A 22,266-nucleotide genomic window follows, 5' to 3' on the forward strand; every position below is an offset into this window, starting at 1 on the left:
CCTTTTTTCATTTCCAGGAGACTCACCATGCTCAAAGGTCTGGCTATCACTCCGCCGGTACTCGGGCGGATTTCCATCGGCAAGGTCATCGAGAAGAACGGCAAGCGACTGCCGGAGAAGGATGACCAGTTCACCATCACCTCCCAGGTGCAGGGTAAGGACGGCTGGCTACTGCACCCACTCAATGATGAGCTGCGCGAAGGCAAGGACGACAAGCTGCGCAGCATTCCGGTACGCCTGCTGTTCAACGAACCGGAGCTGAATTTCCGCGCCGACTACACGCTGTTCGACCGGCAGTCTGGTCGGCCGGTTTGCGTCGGCAATGGCGAGACCTGCAAACGGGTCACTCAGGACGGTATGCAGTCGTTGCCCTGCCCTTCGCCGGATGCCTGTCCGCTCGCCAAAGGCGGTGCCTGCAAGCCCTACGGCCGACTGAACGTGGTCATTGGCGATGAGGATCCGCTGGGCAGCTTCATGTTCCGCACCACCGGCTTCAACAGCATCCGCACCCTGGCCGCTCGCCTGCATTACTTCCAGGCCATCTCGGGTAACCGCCTGGCCTGTCTGCCGCTGGAGTTACGTCTACGCGGGAAGTCGACACGACAGAGCCATGGCACGCCGATCTTTTACGCCGACCTGACTGTACGCGGCGGCATGGACATGGCTGAAGCACTGGTGACAGCCAGCGAACTCGATTCGCGGCGCCAGGCTGCGGGCTTCGATCAAGCCGCCTTGGATGAGGCAGCACGACGCGGCTTTGGCAACGGAGCATTCGAAGACAGCGAGGAGGATGTCAGCGCCATCGTGGAAGAGTTCTACCCGGAAGGTGAAGTGCCCGCCTCAACAATCACACCACAAGCCACCTACAGCAAGCCCAGCCTGGCTGAGAAGTTGGACGCGCAAGCCACACGCCAAGAGGTGGAAGTATGAAACGTCTGCTACGCACTTTCGGTGCTGCGATGATGTTTGCCGGGATCCTGGCAGGCTGCCTGGCGGTCTTGTTACTGGTGATTGTGATGGTGCGATTTCCACCACTGCTGATAGCGGTGGTACTGGCGTGCTGGATCTTCTGTCGACTCCAGGCAGCACCAAAAAGCAAGTGACCGACGTCAGAGGAAACGGATGTCCCGCTCCACTGAGGGCGGGACATTCTTTATTTTTTGTCTCGCAAATAAGGCCCGATGTGCGATTGCTAATCAGCCAAGCCCGTGGGGGACTCAGCTATCTGCGTCCCTGATCTTAAACCCAGGACTCACCTTGACGACTGCATCCAACGGAGCACTGACAAGCGTAACGTCCTCCACACAGTCATCGGCGTCACCGGTACTGAAGAGTACATGCCAAGTGAATTTCCCTTGAGGTGTAGTCGCAACGAACGTAGCTCGACGAACCTCATCGCCACCTTTGAACGCAGGTGTTGATACCTGCGTCGTCTCATCAACGACTTGCTCTATCTGATCGGCGCTGATCGTGCTGGGTTGCCCAGCGTGTAAAAACTCAGCCCCACGGTAGCACTCGATATAAAATCCCATGTGAAGCACTCCTTCAGTTGAAGGAGTGACTCTACCAAATCTTCAACAAGGAACGGTCAATTAGCAGCCGATGAGATTGAGTCTCCCAGCGTTGCATCCAGCGGGCTTGCAGGGAACGAATGTTCACGGGACAAATGCTCGGTTCAGCCGGCACTTCGCAACGATGCCGACGCGGGATCGTAAATAACGCCGGCGATTGAACCGTCGCGAATGCGCTCCACAGCTTCGTTGATAACGTGCAGCGGTACCAAAAACCACTCCCGGGGTTTGACCGGATTACCGAAGCGATCAGGGATCGTCAGCTCAATCTGGGCAGGGCTGAACAGACGATGGAACAAGTTTTCCATCCGCGTACGATTGATGTTGTGCAGCTTGTAGGTGGCAACCACCTCAACATCCGCCAGCAGGTAGGTGGCGTCCTTGTTAGCCCCGGCGATACGAGTTTCCACCTTGCCACCGGTGACGCCGATCTTGTGGATCAGCTCGCGATGTTCGGCTACGAAGGGATGCGTTGAGTGGCTGCGCAGCACGTAAATGGTGCCACTCTCGATGTCATCGGGCTCCAGTGTTTCGCCAAACAGAGGCCCCGCATCCGCATCTGTAATACGGCGACCGGCATCATCTTTGTAAAGAGCTCGCACCAGCGAAAGTCGCAGCAGATTGCTTTGCGTACCGTTGGAAAAAATTACTCTCAGACGCGCATCTTTCTTGCCCTGTGGCGAATCAAAGTCCTCACCTTGCTCAGCTACATAAGCAGTCTGGCCGCTGAGAATAAACCACTGCCCAGCCTCAACGGTGGTATCCCTCATGAAGTTGCGGGTAACTCGAACGCCCGACTGCAGCTCGCGCTGCACTTGCTCAAACAGCGGCTGGAACCGCTCAAAGTCCTCGCAACGCTCGCGCTGTGCAATCTCCTCGGCCTCACGCTTTTCGGCATTGCTGCGAACATGACGGAGGTTCTGAATATCCGAACCCTCGTCGCCGCCGGCCAGTTCCGCCAACAGTTCGTCGTCCGTGATGCTGTAGTCGCCTTGTGGCTCTGGTACCTCAAGCGCATTCAGTAGGCCCTGATGGTCGAGAGGCATGAGCAGGCTGCGGCATTCTTCCTGATCGCGCAGGCGATCCAGGCGCACGGCATACAGGCGCTCGAAGATGTCTTTATCATCGCCGTGGCGCGGCGCATGGCCGTGCTCCTCAACAAAGCGCTGAATGTCTTCGAAGCCGGCAATGATGCGCTCCTCGCGAGGAGTGCGGCCGGTCTTCTTGTCTGACGTGGCGAAATCGGAAAGCTCCGCTTCCAGCTCATCCAGATCAAATTCGTTAGCCATAACGGCCCTCTTTCTTGAAACGCATAAAGGCCGCAGCGCCTTCCGCCATGCTCCGCTCCCATGGGTCTTGAGCAGTCAGGGAAGGCACCCGGCCATGATCCTTCTTGAATTTTACCGCCCGCACGGCGAGGTCTTTGGCCTCTTCAGGCGTCAGGCGGGTGCGTTTGGCACCAATCACTGCAGCAACCTGCTTGAGACTTTCCTCGCTCATGGTCTTGGCGAGGATGGCGTAGGCCTCGCTGAACGGGTTGATCCGGTCGATCAGGTCGATATCCAGCTCGCGCACATCCATCGCGAACTTGCGCACGCCATCAATCAGGGCAGTGCTCGGGGCGCTATTTGCACCAGTGACGGTGCCTTGCAGATCATCCCCCAGCACCAGTTGCTTGGCTTGCTGAGTCAAGTTCAGTGCCGCAATGGCGTGCTGGCGAACGGCCTCCTGATCCTCGGCATCAAGTTCGGGGTACTTGTCGCGGATGATCTTACCCATGCGCAGCTGGGTCAGCTCCTCGGGAACCAGTTCCTCATCGAACAGGCCGCGCTCGATGTTGGTCTTGTCCTGAACGAAGCTGGCAATCACCTCGTTCAGGTCTTCCTGACAGATACGGCTGGCCTCAGGGCTCTTGGGCTCGGCCAGGCCATTGATCTCGATTTGCAGCTGCCCGGTGTCATGGTTGAAACCCACGTTGCACTTGTCGGGCTGATAGCCCGCATCGCCGTAGTCAAAGCCTTCCTGCGGGCCAGAGGTGGGAGTCTTCGGCTTGAACTCAAAACGCGGGGCCAAAACCTGCTCCATCAGCAGGCTGGCGGCAATCGCCTTGAGCGTATCGTTCACCGCCTCGGTCACCACCTTCTCGCTGGCATCCGGCTCGGCGATGAGGTTGGTGAAGCGTGCCCGTGCTTTGCCGGGTGCATCGCGTGTCGCCCGACCGATGATCTGCACAATCTCGGTCAGGCTGGACCGGTAGCCGACTGTGAGGGCGTGCTCGCACCAGATCCAGTCGAAGCCCTCTTTGGCCATGCCCAGCGCGATGATGATATCGACATGATCGCGGTTGTTCTTCTGGGCCGGGTCTTTCAAGGCAGCCGAGACTTTATCGCGCTTGGCCGGGTCGTCATCCACCAGGTCAGCAATACGCAGTACACGCCCATCGACGGTCTTCACCAGCTGGAAGCCCGTCACCGGGTCGGTGCCCTGCCACTCGCCCAGCTCTTCAATGATGTGCTCCACCTCGCGAATCTTGTCCTTGGTGCTCTCGCGAGAGTTCACGTTGGGGATGTGGAGGATGGTCTTTTCTTCCGGGTCGAGGACGTTGAGGATGTCGTCGGAGTAAGCCCCGGAGTAGAAGTAGTAACCAATATCCAGTTTCTTCAGGTGCTCGTAACCGTTGAGCTGCTCGTAGTAGGTGTAGGTCACGGTATCGAAGCGGGCTTCGTCAGCGGGTGACAGCACAGCCTCGGCATCGCCACGGAAGTAGGAGCCAGTCATCGCCACGATGTGCACCTTGTCGCGGGCGATCAACTGGCCCAGATACGTGCCCAGCCTGTTTTCGGGGTTGGCGGAAACGTGGTGGAACTCGTCCACGGCGATCAAACGGTCATCGAACGCAGCCACCCCGAATTTTTCCACCGCAAAACGGAAGGTGGCATGGGTACAAACCAGCACCTGGTCGCTGCCTTCTAGGAACGCGCCCACTGCATTGACCTTGCCGCCATCGTCGGTGCCGGGTGCATCGCACAGGTTCCAACGCGGCTCCACATGCCAGTCGGCCCAGAAACCGTGGCGGCTAAGCGGCTCATCGTGAAAGCTCGAACCAATGGATTTTTCCGGCACCACAATGATGGCCTGCTTGATGTGCTGGTGCGCCAGCTTGTCCAGAGCAATGAACATCAAGGCCCGGCTTTTACCGGATGCAGGCGGCGACTTGATCAGCAGGTACTGCTCACCACGCCGCTCGAAGACGCGCTCCTGCATAGGGCGCATGCCCAGTTCGTTGGCCTTGGTGGAGCGTCCGTTCTGAGCATAGGAAACGGAAACGGAAGGAACGGTTTGGGTCATGGCTATGCATCCATTCAGGGCTTCTTGCCCGTATTTTTAGGGGTGTTCGAGACGCTCAATTTCCTTGAGGCCAACTTCCGAGCTAGCCAGGATCTGGTCGGTCATCGTTTAGCCTTCCCAAGCTTCTGCTTGGCCGTCATCTCGGTGTACAGCTCGAACAGCTTCTCCAGCCGCTCGGTATCGTTTTTGAAGCAGCGACCGATATAGATGCGCTCCAGCACTTCGTCATTACGCTCATGGGCGGCGCGCAAGTTCTCTGGCATAGTCTCTGGGTCGTAGAGATCTGCAATCGTAGCCGGGAAGTGGGCCTCCCGTGCCAGAAGAATGTCTTCGGCGCAGCGGGTGAGGTCGGCTTTATTTTTCTCGGTTAATACGGGTATAGGAAAAGTGTTCCAACCCAAGGTATTGGAGTAGCGAAAGTCGGTTTTCATTTTTCCGCAAATCGTGCCAATCCAAGTCAAATGCAATTTCGAAGCAACAATAGCCATATTCCAAAGCGGGGCATCGAAGAGAGCAAAAGCAAGGTTGGAAACAATAGTACCTACAGGCTCATAGCCGCAGGGTAGGTATTCACGGGATTCGGACGAGACGCTTGGGACAATAATCACGCTCTCATTTCCAACCTGGCGCACTTCTCCAAAACGGTGAGCCACTGATGCAGCTTCGACAGTAGGCCCTTTGGGACTGGACAAACGCATGCTCCGCACCCCCTCAATACGCTCAGAAATTGAGGGTATGCTCAGTGCTTCTCTTAAGTTGGAGTCATTAATCCACAGGCAATAGCGCTCTTGCCCACGAATAAATTCCGCAGAGCCAAAAATACGATGAATGAGCTGGACACGCTGCACCGAGTCTAAACCTAGACTGCTCACCTCATCGCGAGACATCAGTAAATGCCCCCCGTCTACGGGCTTACTACCAAAGCTCATTTCGGCCTGACCACTCAGGGGACGTGCTGCTTTGTTAACCACCACATCATCGCCGGGCACCAGATACGCATTTATCTGGGAGCAAAGTCTCTCGACGGTTTTCTCGTCATCCCCAACAGAAAATAGACGCCTCATACTTGGGGACTTAGTAGAAATTCCAATGATGGCGACCATAACCCCTGCGTTATTGGAAGCCAGGTTGGTCCATTTGAAGCTGGTATGAGCAAAACAAATCTGACAGCCGGTGGAGAAAATTTCCGGCCACAAGATCGGTACTTGCTGCCCCTGGCAGATGGAGTTGGTTGATACAAACGCTGCTGCTGCATTGGCATGACAGCAATAGTCGGCCGCCTTGAGGAACCAGCCAGCAACGTAGTCCAAGGATTTCCAGTTTTTTACTCGACTGTCAAAAAGTTTCCTGAGATCGTCCTTTTGATCATCACTCTGCCAAGTGCTGCCCAAATACGGCGGGTTGCCGCAGATGTAGGTCTCGCCACCTTCGTTCTCAAAGTCAATCTGGGCCTGATCCAGTGGACTCTGAAACAAGTCATCGGCTGTAAGCCTAACCCCGGTCCCTGTTGGCGGGCAGGTGCTAAGCCAATCCACCTGCAAGGCATTGCCACGAGTAATCCAGTTCTGACTGCTCAACGGCAGAAATTCCAGCAGAGCTTCTTTCTGCCCGCGATACAGCACATCGCATTGATACTCAGCGATGATGAGGGCCAGTCGAGCAATCTCAGCAGAGAAGTCCCGCAGCTCTATACCTCGGAAATTGGTGAGAGGAATATCGCTCTTACGCCCAGGCTCGCCACGACGCTCATTGATCGTATTTTCAATTTCGCGCAGCTGCTTGTAGGCGATGACCAGGAAATTGCCCGAACCACAGGCAGGATCGAATACTCGAATACGTGCAAGACGTTTGCGTAGGTTGAGCAACATGCGCGGGTTGTCAGCGGCCTCTTCCAGCTTGGCGCGCAGCTCATCGAGTAACAGCGGGTTCAGTACCTTTAGGATATTGGGCACGCTGGTGTAGTGCATGCCTAGTGAGCCGCGCTCCTCGTCGTCGGCCACGGCCTGGATCATGGAACCGAAGATATCGGGATTGATCTGCTTCCAGTCCAAAGCGCCGATATGCAGCAGGTAGCTACGCGCAATGCGAGAAAAACGCGGTACATCCGGATCGCCTGAGAACAGCCCACCGTTGACATACGGGAAAGCATCCGCCCAGCGCGGCAGACTCGCCGAAGCACGCTGCGCAATCGGCGTGTTCATCGCGCGGAAGATCTCACCCATCACCTCATGCAGATTGCTTGAATCGCGGTCGCTCATCTGCGTGAGTGTGTCGGTGAACAGACCGGTGCCATTGAAAATGTCGGTATCTTCAGCGAAGAAGCAGAAGATCAGCCGCGCCATGAAATGGTTCATCTCATGGCGGCGTTCGGCCGTGCCCCAGGCAGGGTTGTCCTTGAGCAGCTCCACATAAAGCCTGTTGAGTCGGCTGGTCGCACGGATGTCAAAGGAGTTCTCGCGAATCTGCTTGACCGTGGAAATGCCTGCCAGCGGCAGGAAAAATCCGAAGTGATCAGGGAACTGCGGGTAGTCGCAGGCGACCGTCTCGCCACTTTCCAGCTCCTCAGCTTCCAGCGTCTCGCCATCCGTGGCGAGCACGTATTTAGCCTTGGCACGGGCCGTAGCAGGGCTGGCCTTGAGTGCCGCCAGGGTCTCCGTGACCTTGCCTGGTTCACACACGGCCAGGTGGATATTGCTGGTCTGCAGCACACCGCCCAGATCGGACTTGTTGGTTGCACCCGAACGCAGGCGCTTGAGGGTGGTTTCCTTATTACCGAAAGCCTGCAGGAAGGCATAAGGGAACTCGACCCGGTCAAACGGCTGGCTGGCCAGGTCGGTGATGGCTTGTTCGATTTCTACGGCGTTCATATAAGGCTGTTCCGATCACTGCTGCCAAGGCGGCAAGGGGGCCTCTAGGCCCACCATCCATGCAAAGTGCATGGATGATAAAGGAACGAGCATTGGCATGTGAAAATGATCCTGTGCCCCATGGAAGCTATCAAAAACTGCTGAGGACGTGGAACGCTGCAGCCGGGACGCATCACCAAGCCAGTCGAGTGGGCTATGCGAAGAGAATTGCTCTCCCCGGCTTACACCACTCGCTGGTCTGAGTTAATGGTCGCAAAGGCGAACTAGCCACTACCCTCGGCTAGTGCCGAATCCCCGCTGACGATCCCCGTAGGACTTGGTCGCTTTCTTACACAGGTAGCTGGCCCGGTAGAACAGATCCGGTAGCTCATCAACAAGAACCTTGTGTTCTGACCATGCAACCTTCCGCATACGGGGATGCCGATCTATCCGATACGTTGGATTTTCGGGGATATGTACCAGCCCATCGACTTCAGACATCAACAACCCCAGCGCACTGGCCCATGACTCTTCTATGCGGCTGATCATGTTGACCCTCTCTGAGCCCAGCAGCCCTAGGGTGTAATAGGCATCACGGTTAAGCAGGATCAGCAGGTGATAATGCTGGCGGCCTCCCTGACCGATCTCTCTCGACCAGACGTACCGTACTTTGCAACCACGCGAGTAGCCACGCTCAGCCACCCGCTCCTGGTGGTACTGGATCTTCTTCGTAAACGATTCGAAGAACCGGCTGATGACCTGATTCGTATAGGCGAAGTCGGGTAGCTCGACACCCTGAGGCAAACGCAGATCCACCCTGTAGGCCAAGACCCTCGGATACTCAGCCAATGCCAGGTCGACGGTGCGCTTGAGATCAGACAGGTATTCCCGAATAAAGGGGCCTACTTCGCTCTGAATGGGAAAGCCCTCGAAGGTATCCCCGTAGTGCAGGTGGAGGTTGGGATTGTCAGGGTGACGGAGTGGAAAGCGCTGGGTGGTATTGGTATCGCTGAACATGGTTATGACCTCTCATGGTTGAGTTTCATAAGCCATGCCTGCGGAGTTTTAATTTACTGGATACCTTTCCCTGCCTGATCCGTTGGTTGGTCTCTCTGGATACGCTGTAGTGATGGCCTCTCAGGTGGTGGATCAGTGTCCGACTCTCTGTGTAGGTCAGTGCAGGTTGTTACTCGGTTAGGCGTGAACCCTTCGGGTGATAGTAGCTAGTAAAAGCATAATACCCGCACCGCAATTTCCTTCGCCGAGCTGCTCGGGCAAAGCCACCTCAATCGTCCCGCCATAGCGGCAATTTTTGCCGAGTTCGAATTTCGGAAATAAATCAAGCCGAAGAGGCCTGAGCCAGATATCGGAACTGAGGCTGTCGTGGCGGTGGGAGCGACACCGCCACGACTTACCATGCGAAGCCGAACAGCCAGAGACGGAGAACCGGCATAAGCGCCATGACCAGCCGAAGCCGATCATGGCGCAGGTGGCTGTTCTAGCTGGCCATGCTCAGATGGCCGATGGGACGAGTGGACGCCCCCTCAGCTTGGTCACGCTCCTCGATCCGGGCAAGGATCCAGTCGTGCACCTCGCTATCGACCCAGCCGACGCAGCGGTCGCCCAACGATACCGGTTTCGGGAAGGTGCCTTCCGAGATGTACTTGTACAGGGTCGACCTAGACAGGCCAGTAGCAGTGATCACGTCTTGTAAGCGGAAAATTCGCATCAGCAGGGCTCCTCTGTATGTCCCAGAGGATCTGCGAGGGCCGTATAAAAAAACTGCCTGTTACCCAGCAGCTCGTGCTGGCGTGAGCAACCCTGACTTTTCGCGCAGCTCCAGCGGAATATCCACCTCCCTTAACACGCTTTTCACCACAGGATCATCGCACCCCTTGGTGACCATCCAATGCTTGGCCAGACCCTCGTCCGAGGCTCTTTCAGTCAACAGAGCGATGCAACGGTGGCCAGTCGACACATGCGCCGGAACCAAGATGTAGCTAACCCTGGCCAGATCAATGCTGGATACCTGCGAAAAACGTTGGACCACCTCTCTGGCCAGCTCAAGGACTTGGTGGTGGAAGAAGTCGAAAATCTCCTCGTGGTCCAGAATCGCTTTGTCCTTGGGATCAAGCATCGGCAGTCGAAAGAATGCCGCCACTTGCTCCTTCACCGTCGAGTCCACACCGCGCACCTTTCCCCATCCGGCGGAATCAGCCTGAACCCAGTGGCGCGACAGAAAGCCCAATACGCAGTCACAAATAAAAAGCTCAAGCTGATCAAACGCATGATCTGGCGCTCGCCTGAAGAGACGAACCACGCTGCGAGGTGCCAAGTATTCCCCTCGCCCTAGGAAGGAGTTGCGATCAAGTCTGACGCCAGCCAAAAACTTGTAGTCGATGTCTTGATCGGCGGCCTTCTTATGCACCACGACGGAAACAACGTCGTCAGCAGGTGAAAGCTGAAGGTGGTTCAGATTAAGCCAATAAACGCTCCTGAGCTTCTCAGCGAAAATCGGACTCGCCAACCCAGGTATGTGTCTACGAATGAATCCCAGCTCCGTAAGCCTGCGCAAGCGCTGCTTGAGAGAGGCCGCATCCATTCCCGTCAGCAAGCAGAGCTCCTTGCTACTCAGCCCCCTGGCAACCCCAAACGGATCTGCATGGCTTAGCAAGATCATGAGCAGCAAACGATTCGCCAAGCTGAGCTTCCCCTGCCGCACTGGAGCAACTCGCTTCTCGTCTCGCGAGCGTGTGTTGAGCTCCTTCGCAGTCGGCGCATCGTCCTTCCAGCCAGACCAGATGGCCCTGATGCGCTCGCCACCCAAGACATGCTTGACCAAACCGGGGTGGTTCAGCGTCCTTTCCTCGACATCCCGCAGAGCCGACTGGATAGCTTTGCTCATCTCGTAGGTACACCTTGGCCGCCCCTTCCCTTCAGGCTGAGTAACGACTCGCAGTACCCCCACATCAACCAGTTGGGCAACCGCTTTTGAAACTGCTTGCACCGGAAGCCGCAGGTCTTCAGCCAATTGCTTCTGCGAACGAGGCTTAGGCGTCACCGAGCCATAGTGCTTCCAGAATGCAATGAGCAAAAATTTAGCATCTGGATCACCCGCCCTTAGCTTCGCATCAAGAAGCCTAGCAAGCATAGAACCTCCAATTTTTAACTCGCAAATATACCCTATATCTACTATACCTTAGTTACAGTAACGACTCACATAACAACACGTAACGTTTTACTAACATATCAGTGGCAAAGCTGATAACGGTTGCGTAACGAAACAGTAACGGTATAAATCTCTCCCGAAGGCTTGGCTTTGGCTCATAGCCAAAACGGCCCGCCTGGAGGATGAGATGTCAGAAAACGAGAAACCGCTGAAGTGGCTACGAAAGCAGGATGACGAATGGAAATGGGCCGCCGAGTACCTGAAGCATCGCCTCAGCGCCGACTACATGAGCAAACTTAAGGGTGACGCGTTTACTAGGTTTGCGAGTTATGAGCACGTCGCCTCTGCTATCAGGCAGATTCAGCAAGACATGCCAGTCCTGGTGATCAGGCTCCAGGGAGCAATCCGTCAGCGCCGCTATCGCTCGGACAGCAATGGCAGGCAGCCCATAACCTTTACGCTGACGAACGAAACGATTGACCGCCTACACGCCATCGCCCAGAAGCAAAAAAAGGACGAAACAGCCACGATCACTTCGCTAATTGAGGAGGAAGGGAAAGCTCTCAACGCAGAAAGGGACTATAAAAGGCAGCTCAAAGAGTCAGTAGCGCGAAAGCTCGCGATTGCCAACCAGCAATCAGCCTTGTTCGAGGCTCAACTAGATGAAACCCTGAAATACACCGAGCGCTACCTAACGCTTTTAGCTCGCTGGGAGCTAATGTGGCCTGACGAAACGCCACCCACCGCAAGCGATGAAGATGTGTCGAAGCTTGTGGAGTCCAAAATGAAAGACCTAAAGGACAAGCTAGCCTACATTGCCTTCAGAGACGCAGTGACAACTGACCGAGGGCATGACGAGCGCTAATCATCTCACCTCACACTGAAGCAGGCACGAAGCACAAAACCGGGTACAGAACCGGGTACATAATTTTAAGAAGTTGGCACCCCCTCAGGTCTGGCGGCTGCCTCAGGCCTGACTTAGCGGATAACGTCTAAGCGCCCGCCAGCCCCGAAAAGCCCCGGCCACCCGCCGGGGCTTTTTTATAAGCGGGCTCTTCGTAGGAGCGAGCTTGCTCGCGAACAACCCCCACGCCCATATTCCCAGTCACACCCTGCACCCCACCCTCCCCGCCCGGCAATCCCCGAAATCAGGCCTTTCCGCCTAAACGATTGATAGATCAGAAAAATATTCAAGAAAAGGGGTTGACACCCCCCCTCGATCTGCGGAAAATGCGCGCCACTCGGCTACATAGCTCAGTCGGTTAGAGCGCAGCATTCATAATGCTGATGTCCCAGGTTCAAGTCCCGGTGTAGCCACCATATCTCAAAAGGGGTTTAGCGAAAGCTAAATCCCTTTTCTTTTGCCTACGAAAATCCTCCGCCCCCAGTTACTTGGCTTCCTCGAAGCCATTCCTCCGAATCATTCTTCGTGTCATTCACCCGCAATGGCACCCACCTCGCAAAGTCCTCCCGCGCATGCTGAATCAGGTCGTCCACAGCTTCTCCGCGTATGGCCGTGGATAGCCATTTCCAAGGTTCTCCGGTGCCAGCCCCACGGGTATGCGGTGGTGGGTGTGCTGGAGGCTAGGTGCGGCGGATTTGGTCAGCAGGGCGTAGGAGAGAACAGACTCTCCATTGGGTTTTATCCACAGGGACCAGAGGCCGGCTATGGCGATGATGGGATCGACGGGACGATGGATGAAGCACGGCTGGTGGATCTGGTGGCCAGCGGGGTTGCGCAGAGTTTCCTTTTCATTCCATTCGTATCAGCCCTGTGCAGGTATCAGGCAGCGGACATCATGGCGACCGGCGAGATCGGACAATCAGTTCAGACGCTGCAAGACGCCTTGCCCGATCACCTTGGTGGTCTCCCCACCAAAGTCCACACTCCCCTCCTCCCGCAGGAAGCCATCCACCGCCGCATCGATGCGCTCGGCCAGTTCGGGCAGTTGCCAGTGGTGGCGCAGCAGCATGCCGGCGCTGAGGATGGCGGCGAGCGGGTTGGCGCGGCCGCTGCCGGCGATGTCGGGGGCGCTGCCGTGGACGGGTTCGGCCAGCGCGATTCCCCGGCCGAGGTTGAGCGACGGGGCCATGCCGAGGCCGCCGCCCCAGTGGCTGGCCAGGTCGGAGAGGATGTCACCGAAGAGGTTGGTGGTGACGATCAGGTCGAAGGCTTCGGGGCGTTCCACCAGTTGCAGGGCGGCGACGTCGACCAGGCGTTCGTCGAGCACGTCGCTCCAGCCGTCTTCCACCAGGCGGTCGCGGCAGGTGTCGCGGAACAGGCCGCAGGTGAGCGGGAGGACGTTGGCCTTGTGGACCAGGGTGATGCGCCGGGCGCCGCGTTGGCGGGCGATGCACGAGGCGTCGGCGGCCAGGCGGTCGCAGGCGGCACGGGTGATCACCCGTTCAGCGATGGCCACGCCTTCGGCTTCCCAGTGTTCGCGGTCGCTGTAGAGGCCTTCGCTGTTCTCGCGCAGGATCAGCAGGTCGACGCCCGGGTGGTGCGAGACGTGCGGACGAGTGCGCACCGGACGCAGATTGAGGCTGAGCGCCAGCTCCTGGCGCAGGGTGAGGATGGCGCTGCGGTAGCCTTCGACGCGATGGCTGGGCGAGGAGACGGCGCCGAACAGTCCGGCGCCGCAAGCGCGCAAGCGGGCCAAAGTGGTGTCGGGCACCGAGACACCATGACGTTCGAAACAGCCCCAGCCAGCTTCGGCCTCCTCCACGCGCAGGTTGGGCAGCAGCCGCTGCAGTACCTTGACCGCGATCGGCACCACTTCTCGGCCGATGCCGTCGCCGGGAATCACGCACAACCGATGCATCGCTGACCTCCGCTCGCCGTCTGTCCTTTCATCATCCGCCTACGCCCCTCACGGAAGGACGCAGACGGACAACCGGCTCAGAGTTGCCCGAGCGGGCGCATGCGGTATTGCGGCGGCAGTTGGTCGAGGCCGCTGACGGTGACGTTGAGGTTCTTCCAGCGGCCGTCCTTGATGCCGTAGATGCAGCCATGCACGGACAGCGACTGGCCACGGTGCCAGGCGTTCTGGACGATGCTGGTGTGGCTGACGTTGGCCACTTGCTGGATGACGTTGAGCTCGCACAGGCGATCGACCCGTTCCTCTTCCTTCTCGAACTGGCCAAGGTGATCGCGGTATTCGTAGGCGAGGTCGCGGATGGTGCGCAGCCAGCCGTCGATCAGGCCGAACTGGCGATCCTGCAGGGCGGCGCGCACGCCACCACAGCCATAGTGGCCGGTGACCAGGATGTGCTTCACCTTGAGCACGTCGACGGCGTACTGGATGACCGACAGGCAGTTGAGGTCGGTGTGCAGCACGACATTGGCGACGTTGCGGTGGACGAACAGGTCGCCGGGCAGCATGCCGACGATCTCGTTGGCCGGCACGCGGGCGTCGGAGCAGCCGATCCACAGGTATTCCGGAGTCTGCTGCCGAGCCAGCTTGGCGAAGAAATCCGGGTCTTCCCGCTTGATCGCTTCGGCCCAGCGTTCGTTGTTGTCGAACAGTTCCTGCAGATCGCTCATGGTCGGCTCCTCATCGTTGGCTGCCGCACCTTACGCAGCAAGGGCGCAGCTGACAAGACGCTTTCAGCGCGCCGCATTCAGACGCCACCAGCGCGGCGGGCGGAGCGCCTCCTGCTGCGCCAGCTGGTGCCAGGCGTCGTGCCAGGCCTGGGCTTCGGCGGCCAGGCGCGGCCAATCCAGCGTGCGCCTGTCCAACGCGGCCAGCAACTCGGTTTCCAGCCAACCGTGGCCGGCGCGCAGGGCGTCGGCGAAGCCGGGGTCGGCCAGGGCGCGCTGATGCACAGTCTCGAAGCGCCACCAGAGGGACTCTTCCACGGGCGCCTCCTCGGGGCTGAGCAGGCCCGCGCCAGCGCCGGGCTCGAAGCCCAGCGGCTGGAACATCGACAGGCAGGGTGCCGAGGTACCGGTGGCGGCCATGCGCGGCGAGCCGCCATCGAGCCGGGCTATCAGGCTGGCGGTGGTCTGCGAGGGCCGCCAGAAGCTGCCGGCGTGCAGGCAGACCTGGCGATTGTCGTGCCGCGAGAGCCGATGCCCCCGATGGCCATGGCTGCGCAGGGCGACCACCAGCGCCAGCCAATCGACCTTGGCCGGGCAGTGGGCGAGGAATTCCTGGTTGAGCTGCCGCCGTTGCCGCGCCCCGGCGATCCAGGGCAGCACGCGGCCATCGAAGGCGCGGGCGAAGTGGAAGTCGCCACGGCCGTTCCAGCAACCCAGGCGGCACGCATGGTCCTCCAGGTTGGCGCTGGCGAGGTCGTAGTCATGGCCGAGGGTCAGGGCATTGGAGATCGCCCAGCGCTCGACCTTCTTCGCTGCCCACAGCCGACCAGCAGTTTCCAATACCCAGGCCTCCTGCGGGTCGGCGATGAGGTAGCTGTTGTCGTAGCGCATGCGCTTGTTGCGGTAGCCGGCCGGCCCGCCCTGGCCATGGCGCTCCAGCAGTTCGGTGATGACGGCCAGCGCCTCGCGCGCGGTCGACGCGCGCTCCAGGGCCAGGCGCAGCAGGTCCATGCCCAGCAGCGCTTCGCCTTCGCGCAGGGTCAGGCGGGTGAAAACGGCTTCGTTGCCGATGGCCACGCCGCGCTCGTTGACCCCCATCTCGGCGCCCCACAGCCAGGCCGGCTGGCTGAGGATGACGGCATGACGCTCGGCGGTCTGGGGGATCTCCAGGTAGGTGGTGCGCACCGTCGCCGCGCGGTCGCCGTGCACGGCCGGCAGGCGGATCAGGCGTTGCGGTTCGGCGGGCTCGCGGTCGCTGTTCTTGGCGAACCAGGTGGCCCCGTCGCTACGCAATACCAAGGTGTCGCACATAGTCCTCCTCCCCGTGATCGTCTCTCGCGCCGAGCACTTCGCCCGCCGCGCGCTCCCCGGCCTCCACGGCCCCATCGAAATAACCCATCCAGCGCGTCGCCGTTTCGGTGCCGGCAAAGTGCAGGCGGCCGTAGGGCTCGCGCAGCCGCGCGGCGCCGCTGGTCCACAGCCCCGGTGGGAACAGCGCGGCGTAGCAGCCACGGGCGAAGGGTTCCTCGGCCCAGGATTTGTCCACGTAATCGATTGGCTTGAGCGCCGCCTCGCCGAAGTAGCGGGCGAAGCAGTCCAGCACCTGGCCGCGACGGTCGCCCGTCGGCCGCGCGTTCCACTGCCGCGCCTCGTCGCCTTCGATGAAGCCGAGCAGCACGCCGCGCGGCGAGTCGGGGACGCTGTTGTCGAAGGTCAGGCGTACCGGGCCGACTTCGCTGGTGGCCTGGCCGGAGAAGCCCTGGTCGCGCCAGAAGGGTTTGTCGTAGAGCGCCATGCACTTGATCACCGCGCCCTGCGGCAGGCGTTGCAGGAGCTGGTCGCGCCAGCTGGGCAGCAGAGGTTCCTGGGTGATGCGCAGCAGCTGGGTCGGCGGGATGGCGAAGATCACCCGCGAGGCGTGGTGCACGCCACGGTCGCTGACCAGCTCAACACCACGGTCGTTCTGCCGTACGGCGCGGATCGGCTCGCCGGTGAGCACCGCGTCGCCCAGGCGCTCGGCGAGGGTCTGGCAGATGCGCTGGGAGCCGCCGAGGATACGGTCCTGCTGGGCGCCGCCTTCAACGCCGAGCAGGGTGTCGAGGTTGGTGCCGCTGCGGATGTAGAAGAGGACGTGGAGGAACGACAGGTCATGGGGGCTGGCGGCGAACACTGCGCCGCTCATCAGCTCGAAGACCTTGCGCCCGGTGGAGGTACGCAGGTTGCGGCGCAGCCATTCGGCGAAGGTCAGGCGGTCCCACTGGTCGGCCTTGGGGTGCAGACTGGGGTCGTTCAGGGGGACTTCCCGCGCCATGCGGTCCAGGCGCACGTGGGCCTGCATCACGTCGAGCAGGACGTGGGGAGGAAACTTGGGAATGGTGCCGCGATAGGGTTTGAGACGGCCGCCGAACAGGGTGAGATTGTCGCCCTGCTTCCACTGCCCGAAGGTCGAAAGGTTCAGCTCGGCGAGCAGGGAAAGGATGCGGTCCTGGGTCGGGCCGACCCACTGGCCGCCCACCTCGACCACTTCGCCGCTGGCGAAGCGATGGTTGAGGGTTCGTCCGCCGACGCGCTTGTTGGCCTCCAGCACTTTCACCCGTAGTCCGGCCGATGCCAGACGCCAGGCCGCGGTCAGCCCCGAGATACCGGCGCCCACCACGATCACATCGCTGCGATTCATGTTTGCGACCTTATGTTCTTGTTGTTATTGGCCTTAAGGGTAAGTCAGGAATGGCCGTCAGAAAAACCCGGTCGGCGGGAAATTTCCCGGTTTTTGTGGGGGACCCGAGGCAGCGGGTGGGATGGCGCTTGTTGAGGGGGGGGTAATCGCGATTTCGGCGCGCCGGGGAGATAGTCGGACGGAGTCCGCTCCTACGAGAGCGCGATGCAGCGGGAGCTCCCTGAGAGAGCGGATTCATCCGGGATTTCGCGGACAAGATCCGCGAAGTCCTGAACCTGCACACCGAAGCCCGGAAGAGTCGCGGACAAATTCGCTCCTACGGGCAACTCAAGGTGGGTGCCAGCAGGCTCACTCGACCAGGGTGCAGGCCATCACCAGGGCATCTTCGCGACCGCCGACCGCCGGGTAGTAACCACGACGCCGGCCGACTTCGTTGAAGCCGTAGCGCTCGTACAGGCGGTAGGCCGGCTGATTGGACTCGCGCACTTCGAGGAAGCATTCCACCGCGCCCCGTTCATGGGCGCGCTTCATCAGGTGCTCCAGCAGCGTCAGGCCCAGGCCGCGGCCCTGGCTCTCCGGCTTGACGGTGATGTTGAGCAGGTGCGCTTCATCGAGGATCAGCTGGATCACGCCGTGGCCAACCTGCTGGGTGCCTTCGAACATCACCCAGCATTCGTAGCTGTTCAGGGCATCGGCGAAGATGCCGCGCGTCCAGGGGTGGCTGAAGGCGGCGTATTCGATCTTGAGAACGGCATCGAGGTCCGCCTCGGTCATCAGGCGGAAGGAAACGGCATCGCTCATGCGGTGGTCTGACTCATCCAGCGTTGCCGAACGCGACGCATGGCGCGCCACAGGTCGGCTTTCAAAGAGGGTTCTTCGGCCAGGCGCTCGAGGCCCGGCAGGGCCCAGGCGACGCCCAGGCCTTCGACTTGCAGCTCGCGCAGCAGGGACTCTTCGTCCGCCTCGCCGGCGTAGCGCACGGCGGGCATGCCGACCAGCCACAGCAGGCGGCAGGGTGCGCCGTCTTCCAGGCGGGCGGCAACGAAGCCCTGGACGAACTCACGAGCGGCCTGCGGGCCCTGGTCCATGTTGCCGCTGGCGAACAGCGGCCAGCGCACCGGCTCGCCCAGCAGTTGCGGGCTCTCCGGCAGGCCGGCGGCGCGCAGCAGGTCCTTGAGCAGCAGGTAGGCCGGGTCGCGGCTGGCCAGGGGCTCGCCGGTGGGCAGTTCCACCAGCAGGGCGCACTCGCCGGCGCGCAGCAGTTGCAGGGCGAAGCGCGGCGGTGGCGCGACCGGGGCGCGGACCACGGGCTCGGCTTCCGGCGCGGCCTGCTCTTCGGTTTTCACAGGGGCCGCGGCCTTGGCCGGCACAGCAGGCTTGGGCATCAGGCGGGCCGCGATCGAACCGGGCTCCCCCACGGGCGCGACGGTCGGAGCAGCAACCGGAGCGGCTTCGCGTGCGACTTCGGCGACAGGCGCCGGCGGCGCTTTCTCGACGACGATGGGCGCGGGCGTTTCCAGCAGTTCCGGGCGCGACGGTGCGGCGAACGGCAACGCCAGGCGCGGCAGCCAGGTGGCGACCTGCATGGCGCCGAGGTAGGCGCGGCGGCGGGCTTCTTCGATCAAGGGGCGGTTACCTGTAAGTGGAGCCTGCACGGGCAGGCCGGCACATCGAGGCGGGATTGTCGCGTGAAACGCGCCGGGGGGAAAGGCCGGCCGGCGAATCGCTTGGAGCCTGATCAAAATCTCGAGAGCTAGAGCAGAGCAAGGCGCAACGACCAACGGGAGTAACAGCCTCCGGGTGAGCGCCAGCGAATCAAGACAGGCGAGGAAGCGGAGGGTTAATAGGCATTTCCGAGCCTGTTTTCAACACAGCCATGCCCGACGCGCAGCCGATTCTCAACAGGCTCTTACGGGGTGCCGAACACGTACACATTACCGGTCAGCTTGATCGCTCCGGTGGCCTGGTAGGTGAGCAGGTTGGTCTGCTGCAGACCGCTGGCGGCGACCTTGCCCTGGTTGGCGCCGCCGAGGGTGAACTGCAGGTTGGTGGCGCTGGCGTTGGTCAGGCCGATCTTCATGGCCTGTCGGTTGAACAGCGCGCCGTCGCCGTTGAAGCCGCTGTCGATGGTCACCATGTCCAGGCTCATGCCATCGAAGCTGAAGGCGCCCTTGATGTTGTCCAGCACGATGAAGCCGGTGCTGTTGAGCGGCTGGATCGCCAGGCGCGCGCCGCAACCGCCGGTGCAGCGGGTGTCGCCGGCCACCGGGGCGAGGTTGAAGTTGATACTCAGGCTGACGCCGTCCTGGCCGCTGACGTCGGACATCTCGCTGTCGTCCAGGTTGCGCATCTCGGCGTGGGTACCTGCGGCGACAAGCATCAGCAAGGCACTCAGGAATCGGCGGGGCAGGCGGTTCACGGCGATGCTCCTCATGTCATTGGCGCGGCAGGTTGACGGTACGCACGTTCAGGTAGTCGATCCGCATGCCCCGCACAGCCTGGGAGCCGAGGTCGGTACCGCCGATGTTCAGGTTGCCGATGCTGATATTGCTCTTCTGTACGTTCTGGTAGAAGGCGGTGTGGTTGGCCCAGGTGACGCCCGGGGCGTTCAGGACCAGGTCGCCGTTGCTGGCGACGGTGAGGGTCGCAGGCTGGTAGTTGGCGTCACCCAGGTTGAGGTCGAAGTAGACGTTCTTGGCCACCACCCGGTCGCTGTCGGAGCAGACCTCGCAACCACTGATGATCAGCTTGTCGGCGTACATCTGCAGACTCATGGAAGCCTTCAGGCCGACTGAGTCGCCCCACAGGTTGAGGTAGGAGCCGTTGAGGGTGAAGTTTTCCAGAGCGATAGCGAAGTAGTCCTGCCGCTGGGTGGTGGCGCCGCGGCTACCGTCGCTATTGTAAGCGACGCTGGGCAGGGTGAAGCGGGTCTTGATGCCGATGTCCAGTCCCTGGATCCGAGTGCCGGCGGAACCCGGCATGGCATCGGCCACCAGTTTCACCGTGGCGACGTTGTTCCCCGTGCGGGTGATGGTGCCGCCCACGCAGGTCGTGGCGCCGCTGCTTTGCGCCCCGCAGAGCTGGACGAACTTGTCGTAATCGCTGGCCCGCTGGCTGAGGGTGACGCCATTGCGGGTGACGTTCCAGGAGGCGCTGAGGTTCTGCTGCGCGGTGCTCAGGTTGGAGGTGCTGGTGTTGTAGCCGTCCACCGAGTCGTTGTAGGCCTTCACCCCGGTGTTGGTACTGCAACCGGCGATAAAGGAGCAGTCGTACTTGGTGCCGAACTCCGGCTTGCTGGTACAGGCGATGCCCAGCACGTTGTCGCAGACCCGCGCGGGAGCTACGGCGTATGTGCTCTGCATGGTGCTGTAGTTGTTGTTCACCACGATCTGTGCGGCATCCACCTGGGCTTCGCGCTGGTTGACCACGACCATGTCGGCGTCGATGCCCGACTTCAACGTGACCATGTCATTGGAATAGGTGCTGAGTAGCGTGTTGCGCTGGGTGGTCAGCGCGCTGAGCTCGCTGTTGATCTTGCTGGTTGCCTTGGTGGGGTCGGTGCAACCGGCCTCGCCGAACAGGCAGCCCTGGTAGTAGGACCAGAGGCCGAACTTGTGGGTATCGTTGATCGGGTCGGTCCAGGTCGGCGTCATCAGTTGCAATGCCTCCTGCCCGACCGGGATGTTGGCGCCGACCTTGTACTTGATCGGGCCGAAGGTGAAGGGGTGCATGGGCGTGCCCATGTAGGCCCGAGTGTCGAGCGTACCGCGCTGGCTGCCGGCTCCCTTGATGTAGGCGCCGGTGATATCCACCTGGACATCCTGGTTGGCACTGTTCTTCACCCCGGTGATCTTCGCCGAGGCGCTGGCCTGGTCGTAGCTGAAGCCGTCGATGAAGAAACCCAGGCCCGCGCCGCTGACCTCGCCCAGTTGATCATCGTCCAGGGCCTTCATGGCCTGGACCGGAAGGCAGAGCAGCCAGCCGAACAGGCAGGCGACGAATGTGGCACGTGCGCTCATATCAGCACCCCGCCGCCTGGGAGCCCATGCAGGTCGACTGGCGAGGCAGGCCGCGCAGGGCATCATAGAGGTTGATCAGGATCGGATAGACCGCATCCGCGCCATTGCCCACCTTCGGGAAGTTGGCGAAGGCACCGGACTGGGTATTCACGAACTTGCCGGCGTTGGCCAGGTCCTGCCAGGGCACGTTCTGGTTCTGCAGGGAGAAGAAGATGCCCTGGGCGCCGGTGTTGATGTCCGTGGAGCCCGGCTTGCCGATGTAGATGGTCTTGTAGTTGGTCAGGTCGAAGCAGGTGGTCAGGCCCAGCGCCTGGCAGTTGTTGGTGGTCGACAGGGTCGGGATCAGCGCGGCGACCAGGCCGCCCGAGTCGGAGTGCAGCGAGTCGCCCTTGGCGATGCCGATCTGGGTGGCGCGGTTGATCGGCTGGCCGTTGATGGTGGCCTCGCCGGTACCGGCCTTGAGCAGCACCACGTCGGCATAGACCGGCGTATCCCCGGCCACAGCTAGCGCCAGGCAGTTGATCAGGTTCGGGCAGCCGTTGCGGGTGTAGTAGTCGTAGGCGATGGATGCCGGGCCGTAGATCTGCCCCTGCAGGTTGCCGGTGATCGACAGGATGTCACCGGACAGGTCGCCCTGCGCCCTGCCGAAGCCGACCCGCGCGCCCACCAGTTGGCGCACGCCATTGTTGGTCTGGAAGGCGAACTCGACGTACGGGTCCTGGATCTGGAACGGCACCACCTTGGCATCGGGCGAGTTGGCGTTGTCCACCCGGCCGAGGGCGAAGTTGTTGATCAGGATGTCGGCCGGCTGGTTGGACACGGTGGTGGGGCCGGTGCGGGTGTAGTTGCCCAGGCTGAGCTGGTCGATGTTGGTCAGCAGGCTGATGTCGGCGCCGAAGTTGAGTCGGGTGTACTGGTAGTTCTGGTAGGTGGAGGCATCGACGGTGAGCATCGCGCCCTGGCCCGAGATCGCCGACAGCTCGTTGTCATCCAGCGATTGCATGCGGGCCTGGGCGGAGCAGGCCAGCAGGCCCCCGCAGAGCAAGGCAAGGGCACGCATGAGCGGACCGGAGGACTGACGCATGGCACTCTCCT

The 22,266-nt window shown here is 60.7% G+C and carries 20 protein-coding genes and 1 tRNA gene; 5 read left to right on the forward strand and 16 right to left on the reverse strand.

Translation table 11 applies throughout. The features are described 5' to 3' along the window. The first annotated feature begins 27 nt into the window (after positions 1-27). Together ACAW63_RS00140 and ACAW63_RS00145 are read left to right on the forward strand one after the other, a co-directional pair. Positions 28-930, forward strand: coding sequence for a hypothetical protein (locus ACAW63_RS00140; protein WP_042855644.1), 903 nt, complete (start codon positions 28-30; stop codon positions 928-930). Continuing rightward, a complete protein-coding gene (locus ACAW63_RS00145) occupies positions 927-1,103 on the forward strand; it encodes a hypothetical protein (protein WP_013970869.1) in 177 nt (58 codons plus the stop codon). The genes ACAW63_RS00140 and ACAW63_RS00145 overlap by 4 nt, the downstream gene beginning before the upstream one ends. A gap of 572 nt (positions 1,104-1,675) precedes the next feature. Here ACAW63_RS00145 and ACAW63_RS00150 read toward each other — a convergent pair. The 3 genes from ACAW63_RS00150 to ACAW63_RS00160 all read right to left on the reverse strand — a co-directional run bounded on the left by ACAW63_RS00150 (position 1,676) and on the right by ACAW63_RS00160 (position 7,786). Next, a complete protein-coding gene (locus tag ACAW63_RS00150; RefSeq protein ID WP_042855642.1) occupies positions 1,676-2,860 on the reverse strand; it encodes a GIY-YIG nuclease family protein in 1,185 nt (394 codons plus the stop codon). Then, on the reverse strand, positions 2,853-4,919 hold the full coding sequence (locus ACAW63_RS00155) for a DEAD/DEAH box helicase (protein ID WP_042855641.1): 2,067 nt from the start codon (positions 4,917-4,919) through the stop codon (positions 2,853-2,855). Before ACAW63_RS00155 ends, ACAW63_RS00150 begins: the two co-directional genes overlap by 8 nt. A gap of 101 nt (positions 4,920-5,020) precedes the next feature. Further along, a complete protein-coding gene (locus ACAW63_RS00160) occupies positions 5,021-7,786 on the reverse strand; it encodes a BREX-1 system adenine-specific DNA-methyltransferase PglX (RefSeq protein ID WP_263475324.1) in 2,766 nt (921 codons plus the stop codon). Positions 7,787-7,981: 195 nt separating this feature from the next. On the opposite strand from ACAW63_RS00160, the gene ACAW63_RS00165 reads away from it, so the two are divergent. Beyond that, the gene (locus ACAW63_RS00165; protein ID WP_230684674.1) at positions 7,982-8,053 is read left to right on the forward strand and encodes a DUF4113 domain-containing protein; all 72 of its coding nucleotides are present in this window, start codon (positions 7,982-7,984) and stop codon (positions 8,051-8,053) included. 3 nt (positions 8,054-8,056) lie between these two features. Here ACAW63_RS00165 and ACAW63_RS00170 read toward each other — a convergent pair whose 3' ends face one another. The 3 genes from ACAW63_RS00170 to ACAW63_RS00180 all read right to left on the reverse strand — a co-directional run bounded on the left by ACAW63_RS00170 (position 8,057) and on the right by ACAW63_RS00180 (position 10,670). After that, complete coding sequence (locus ACAW63_RS00170; protein WP_096222167.1) at positions 8,057-8,782, reverse strand: inovirus Gp2 family protein; 726 nt, start codon at positions 8,780-8,782, stop codon at positions 8,057-8,059. A gap of 481 nt (positions 8,783-9,263) precedes the next feature. Then, complete coding sequence (locus ACAW63_RS00175; protein ID WP_042855695.1) at positions 9,264-9,494, reverse strand: AlpA family transcriptional regulator; 231 nt, start codon at positions 9,492-9,494, stop codon at positions 9,264-9,266. A gap of 60 nt (positions 9,495-9,554) precedes the next feature. Next, positions 9,555-10,670 carry a hypothetical protein gene (locus ACAW63_RS00180; protein ID WP_198082071.1) on the reverse strand — a complete coding sequence of 372 codons (1,116 nt, stop codon included), beginning with the start codon at positions 10,668-10,670 and terminating at the stop codon, positions 9,555-9,557. Positions 10,671-11,121: 451 nt separating this feature from the next. Here ACAW63_RS00180 and ACAW63_RS00185 point away from each other — a divergent pair, with 451 nt between their 5' ends. Both ACAW63_RS00185 and ACAW63_RS00190 read left to right on the forward strand, forming a co-directional pair. Next, positions 11,122-11,799, forward strand: a complete 678-nt coding sequence (locus tag ACAW63_RS00185; RefSeq protein WP_024086255.1) for a hypothetical protein — start codon at positions 11,122-11,124, stop codon at positions 11,797-11,799. A 378-nt stretch (positions 11,800-12,177) separates the two neighbouring features. Further along, positions 12,178-12,254: transfer RNA gene (locus ACAW63_RS00190), tRNA-Met, on the forward strand. A 164-nt stretch (positions 12,255-12,418) separates the two neighbouring features. On the opposite strand, the gene ACAW63_RS00195 is transcribed toward ACAW63_RS00190, so the two are convergent. The 10 genes from ACAW63_RS00195 to ACAW63_RS00240 form a co-directional block, all read right to left on the reverse strand. Further along, a complete protein-coding gene (locus ACAW63_RS00195) occupies positions 12,419-12,676 on the reverse strand; it encodes an SOS response-associated peptidase family protein (protein WP_371234826.1) in 258 nt (85 codons plus the stop codon). A gap of 81 nt (positions 12,677-12,757) precedes the next feature. Next, positions 12,758-13,756, reverse strand: a complete 999-nt coding sequence (locus ACAW63_RS00200; protein ID WP_371230838.1) for an isocitrate/isopropylmalate dehydrogenase family protein — start codon at positions 13,754-13,756, stop codon at positions 12,758-12,760. Between the two features lie 77 nt (positions 13,757-13,833). Next, complete coding sequence (gene can / locus ACAW63_RS00205) at positions 13,834-14,478, reverse strand: carbonate dehydratase (RefSeq protein ID WP_371230840.1); 645 nt, start codon at positions 14,476-14,478, stop codon at positions 13,834-13,836. A 63-nt stretch (positions 14,479-14,541) separates the two neighbouring features. Continuing rightward, positions 14,542-15,786: a C69 family dipeptidase gene (locus ACAW63_RS00210; RefSeq protein WP_371230842.1), complete on the reverse strand. Its 1,245-nt coding sequence runs from the start codon at positions 15,784-15,786 to the stop codon at positions 14,542-14,544. After that, on the reverse strand, positions 15,761-17,152 hold the full coding sequence (locus tag ACAW63_RS00215; RefSeq protein ID WP_371230844.1) for a flavin monoamine oxidase family protein: 1,392 nt from the start codon (positions 17,150-17,152) through the stop codon (positions 15,761-15,763). Before ACAW63_RS00215 ends, ACAW63_RS00210 begins: the two co-directional genes overlap by 26 nt. A 348-nt stretch (positions 17,153-17,500) precedes the next feature. Next, positions 17,501-17,953, reverse strand: a complete 453-nt coding sequence (rimI, locus tag ACAW63_RS00220; RefSeq protein ID WP_371230846.1) for a ribosomal protein S18-alanine N-acetyltransferase — start codon at positions 17,951-17,953, stop codon at positions 17,501-17,503. After that, entirely contained in the window at positions 17,950-18,777 is an 828-nt protein-coding gene (locus tag ACAW63_RS00225) for an energy transducer TonB (protein ID WP_371230847.1), read from the reverse strand. Before ACAW63_RS00225 ends, rimI begins: the two co-directional genes overlap by 4 nt. 284 nt (positions 18,778-19,061) lie before the next feature. Beyond that, on the reverse strand, positions 19,062-19,571 hold the full coding sequence (locus tag ACAW63_RS00230; RefSeq protein ID WP_371230849.1) for a DUF6160 family protein: 510 nt from the start codon (positions 19,569-19,571) through the stop codon (positions 19,062-19,064). 16 nt (positions 19,572-19,587) lie between these two features. Continuing rightward, on the reverse strand, positions 19,588-21,171 hold the full coding sequence (locus tag ACAW63_RS00235) for a hypothetical protein (RefSeq protein ID WP_371230851.1): 1,584 nt from the start codon (positions 21,169-21,171) through the stop codon (positions 19,588-19,590). Between the two features lies 1 nt (position 21,172). Further along, entirely contained in the window at positions 21,173-22,255 is a 1,083-nt protein-coding gene (locus ACAW63_RS00240; protein WP_371230853.1) for a hypothetical protein, read from the reverse strand. Positions 22,256-22,266 lie beyond the last annotated feature (11 nt).

It is taken from the genome of Pseudomonas sp. QE6, from assembly GCF_041379005.1.
Classification (GTDB): domain Bacteria; phylum Pseudomonadota; class Gammaproteobacteria; order Pseudomonadales; family Pseudomonadaceae; genus Pseudomonas.

Bases quoted from the DNA above. Each gene is read 5' to 3' on its own strand.
- ACAW63_RS00140 (WP_042855644.1), top strand. From the start codon at position 28: ATGCTCAAAGGTCTGGCTATCACTCCGCCGGTACTCGGGCGGATTTCC.
- ACAW63_RS00145 (WP_013970869.1), top strand. From the start codon at position 927: ATGAAACGTCTGCTACGCACTTTCGGTGCTGCGATGATGTTTGCCGGG.
- ACAW63_RS00150 (WP_042855642.1), bottom strand. From the start codon at position 2,860: ATGGCTAACGAATTTGATCTGGATGAGCTGGAAGCGGAGCTTTCCGAT.
- ACAW63_RS00155 (WP_042855641.1), bottom strand. From the start codon at position 4,919: ATGACCCAAACCGTTCCTTCCGTTTCCGTTTCCTATGCTCAGAACGGA.
- ACAW63_RS00160 (WP_263475324.1), bottom strand. From the start codon at position 7,786: ATGAACGCCGTAGAAATCGAACAAGCCATCACCGACCTGGCCAGCCAG.
- ACAW63_RS00170 (WP_096222167.1), bottom strand. From the start codon at position 8,782: ATGTTCAGCGATACCAATACCACCCAGCGCTTTCCACTCCGTCACCCT.
- ACAW63_RS00175 (WP_042855695.1), bottom strand. From the start codon at position 9,494: ATGCGAATTTTCCGCTTACAAGACGTGATCACTGCTACTGGCCTGTCT.
- ACAW63_RS00180 (WP_198082071.1), bottom strand. From the start codon at position 10,670: ATGAGCAAAGCTATCCAGTCGGCTCTGCGGGATGTCGAGGAAAGGACG.
- ACAW63_RS00185 (WP_024086255.1), top strand. From the start codon at position 11,122: ATGTCAGAAAACGAGAAACCGCTGAAGTGGCTACGAAAGCAGGATGAC.
- ACAW63_RS00200 (WP_371230838.1), bottom strand. From the start codon at position 13,756: ATGCATCGGTTGTGCGTGATTCCCGGCGACGGCATCGGCCGAGAAGTG.
- can (WP_371230840.1), bottom strand. From the start codon at position 14,478: ATGAGCGATCTGCAGGAACTGTTCGACAACAACGAACGCTGGGCCGAA.
- ACAW63_RS00210 (WP_371230842.1), bottom strand. From the start codon at position 15,786: ATGTGCGACACCTTGGTATTGCGTAGCGACGGGGCCACCTGGTTCGCC.
- ACAW63_RS00215 (WP_371230844.1), bottom strand. From the start codon at position 17,152: ATGAATCGCAGCGATGTGATCGTGGTGGGCGCCGGTATCTCGGGGCTG.
- rimI (WP_371230846.1), bottom strand. From the start codon at position 17,953: ATGAGCGATGCCGTTTCCTTCCGCCTGATGACCGAGGCGGACCTCGAT.
- ACAW63_RS00235 (WP_371230851.1), bottom strand. From the start codon at position 21,171: ATGAGCGCACGTGCCACATTCGTCGCCTGCCTGTTCGGCTGGCTGCTC.
- ACAW63_RS00240 (WP_371230853.1), bottom strand. From the start codon at position 22,255: ATGCGTCAGTCCTCCGGTCCGCTCATGCGTGCCCTTGCCTTGCTCTGC.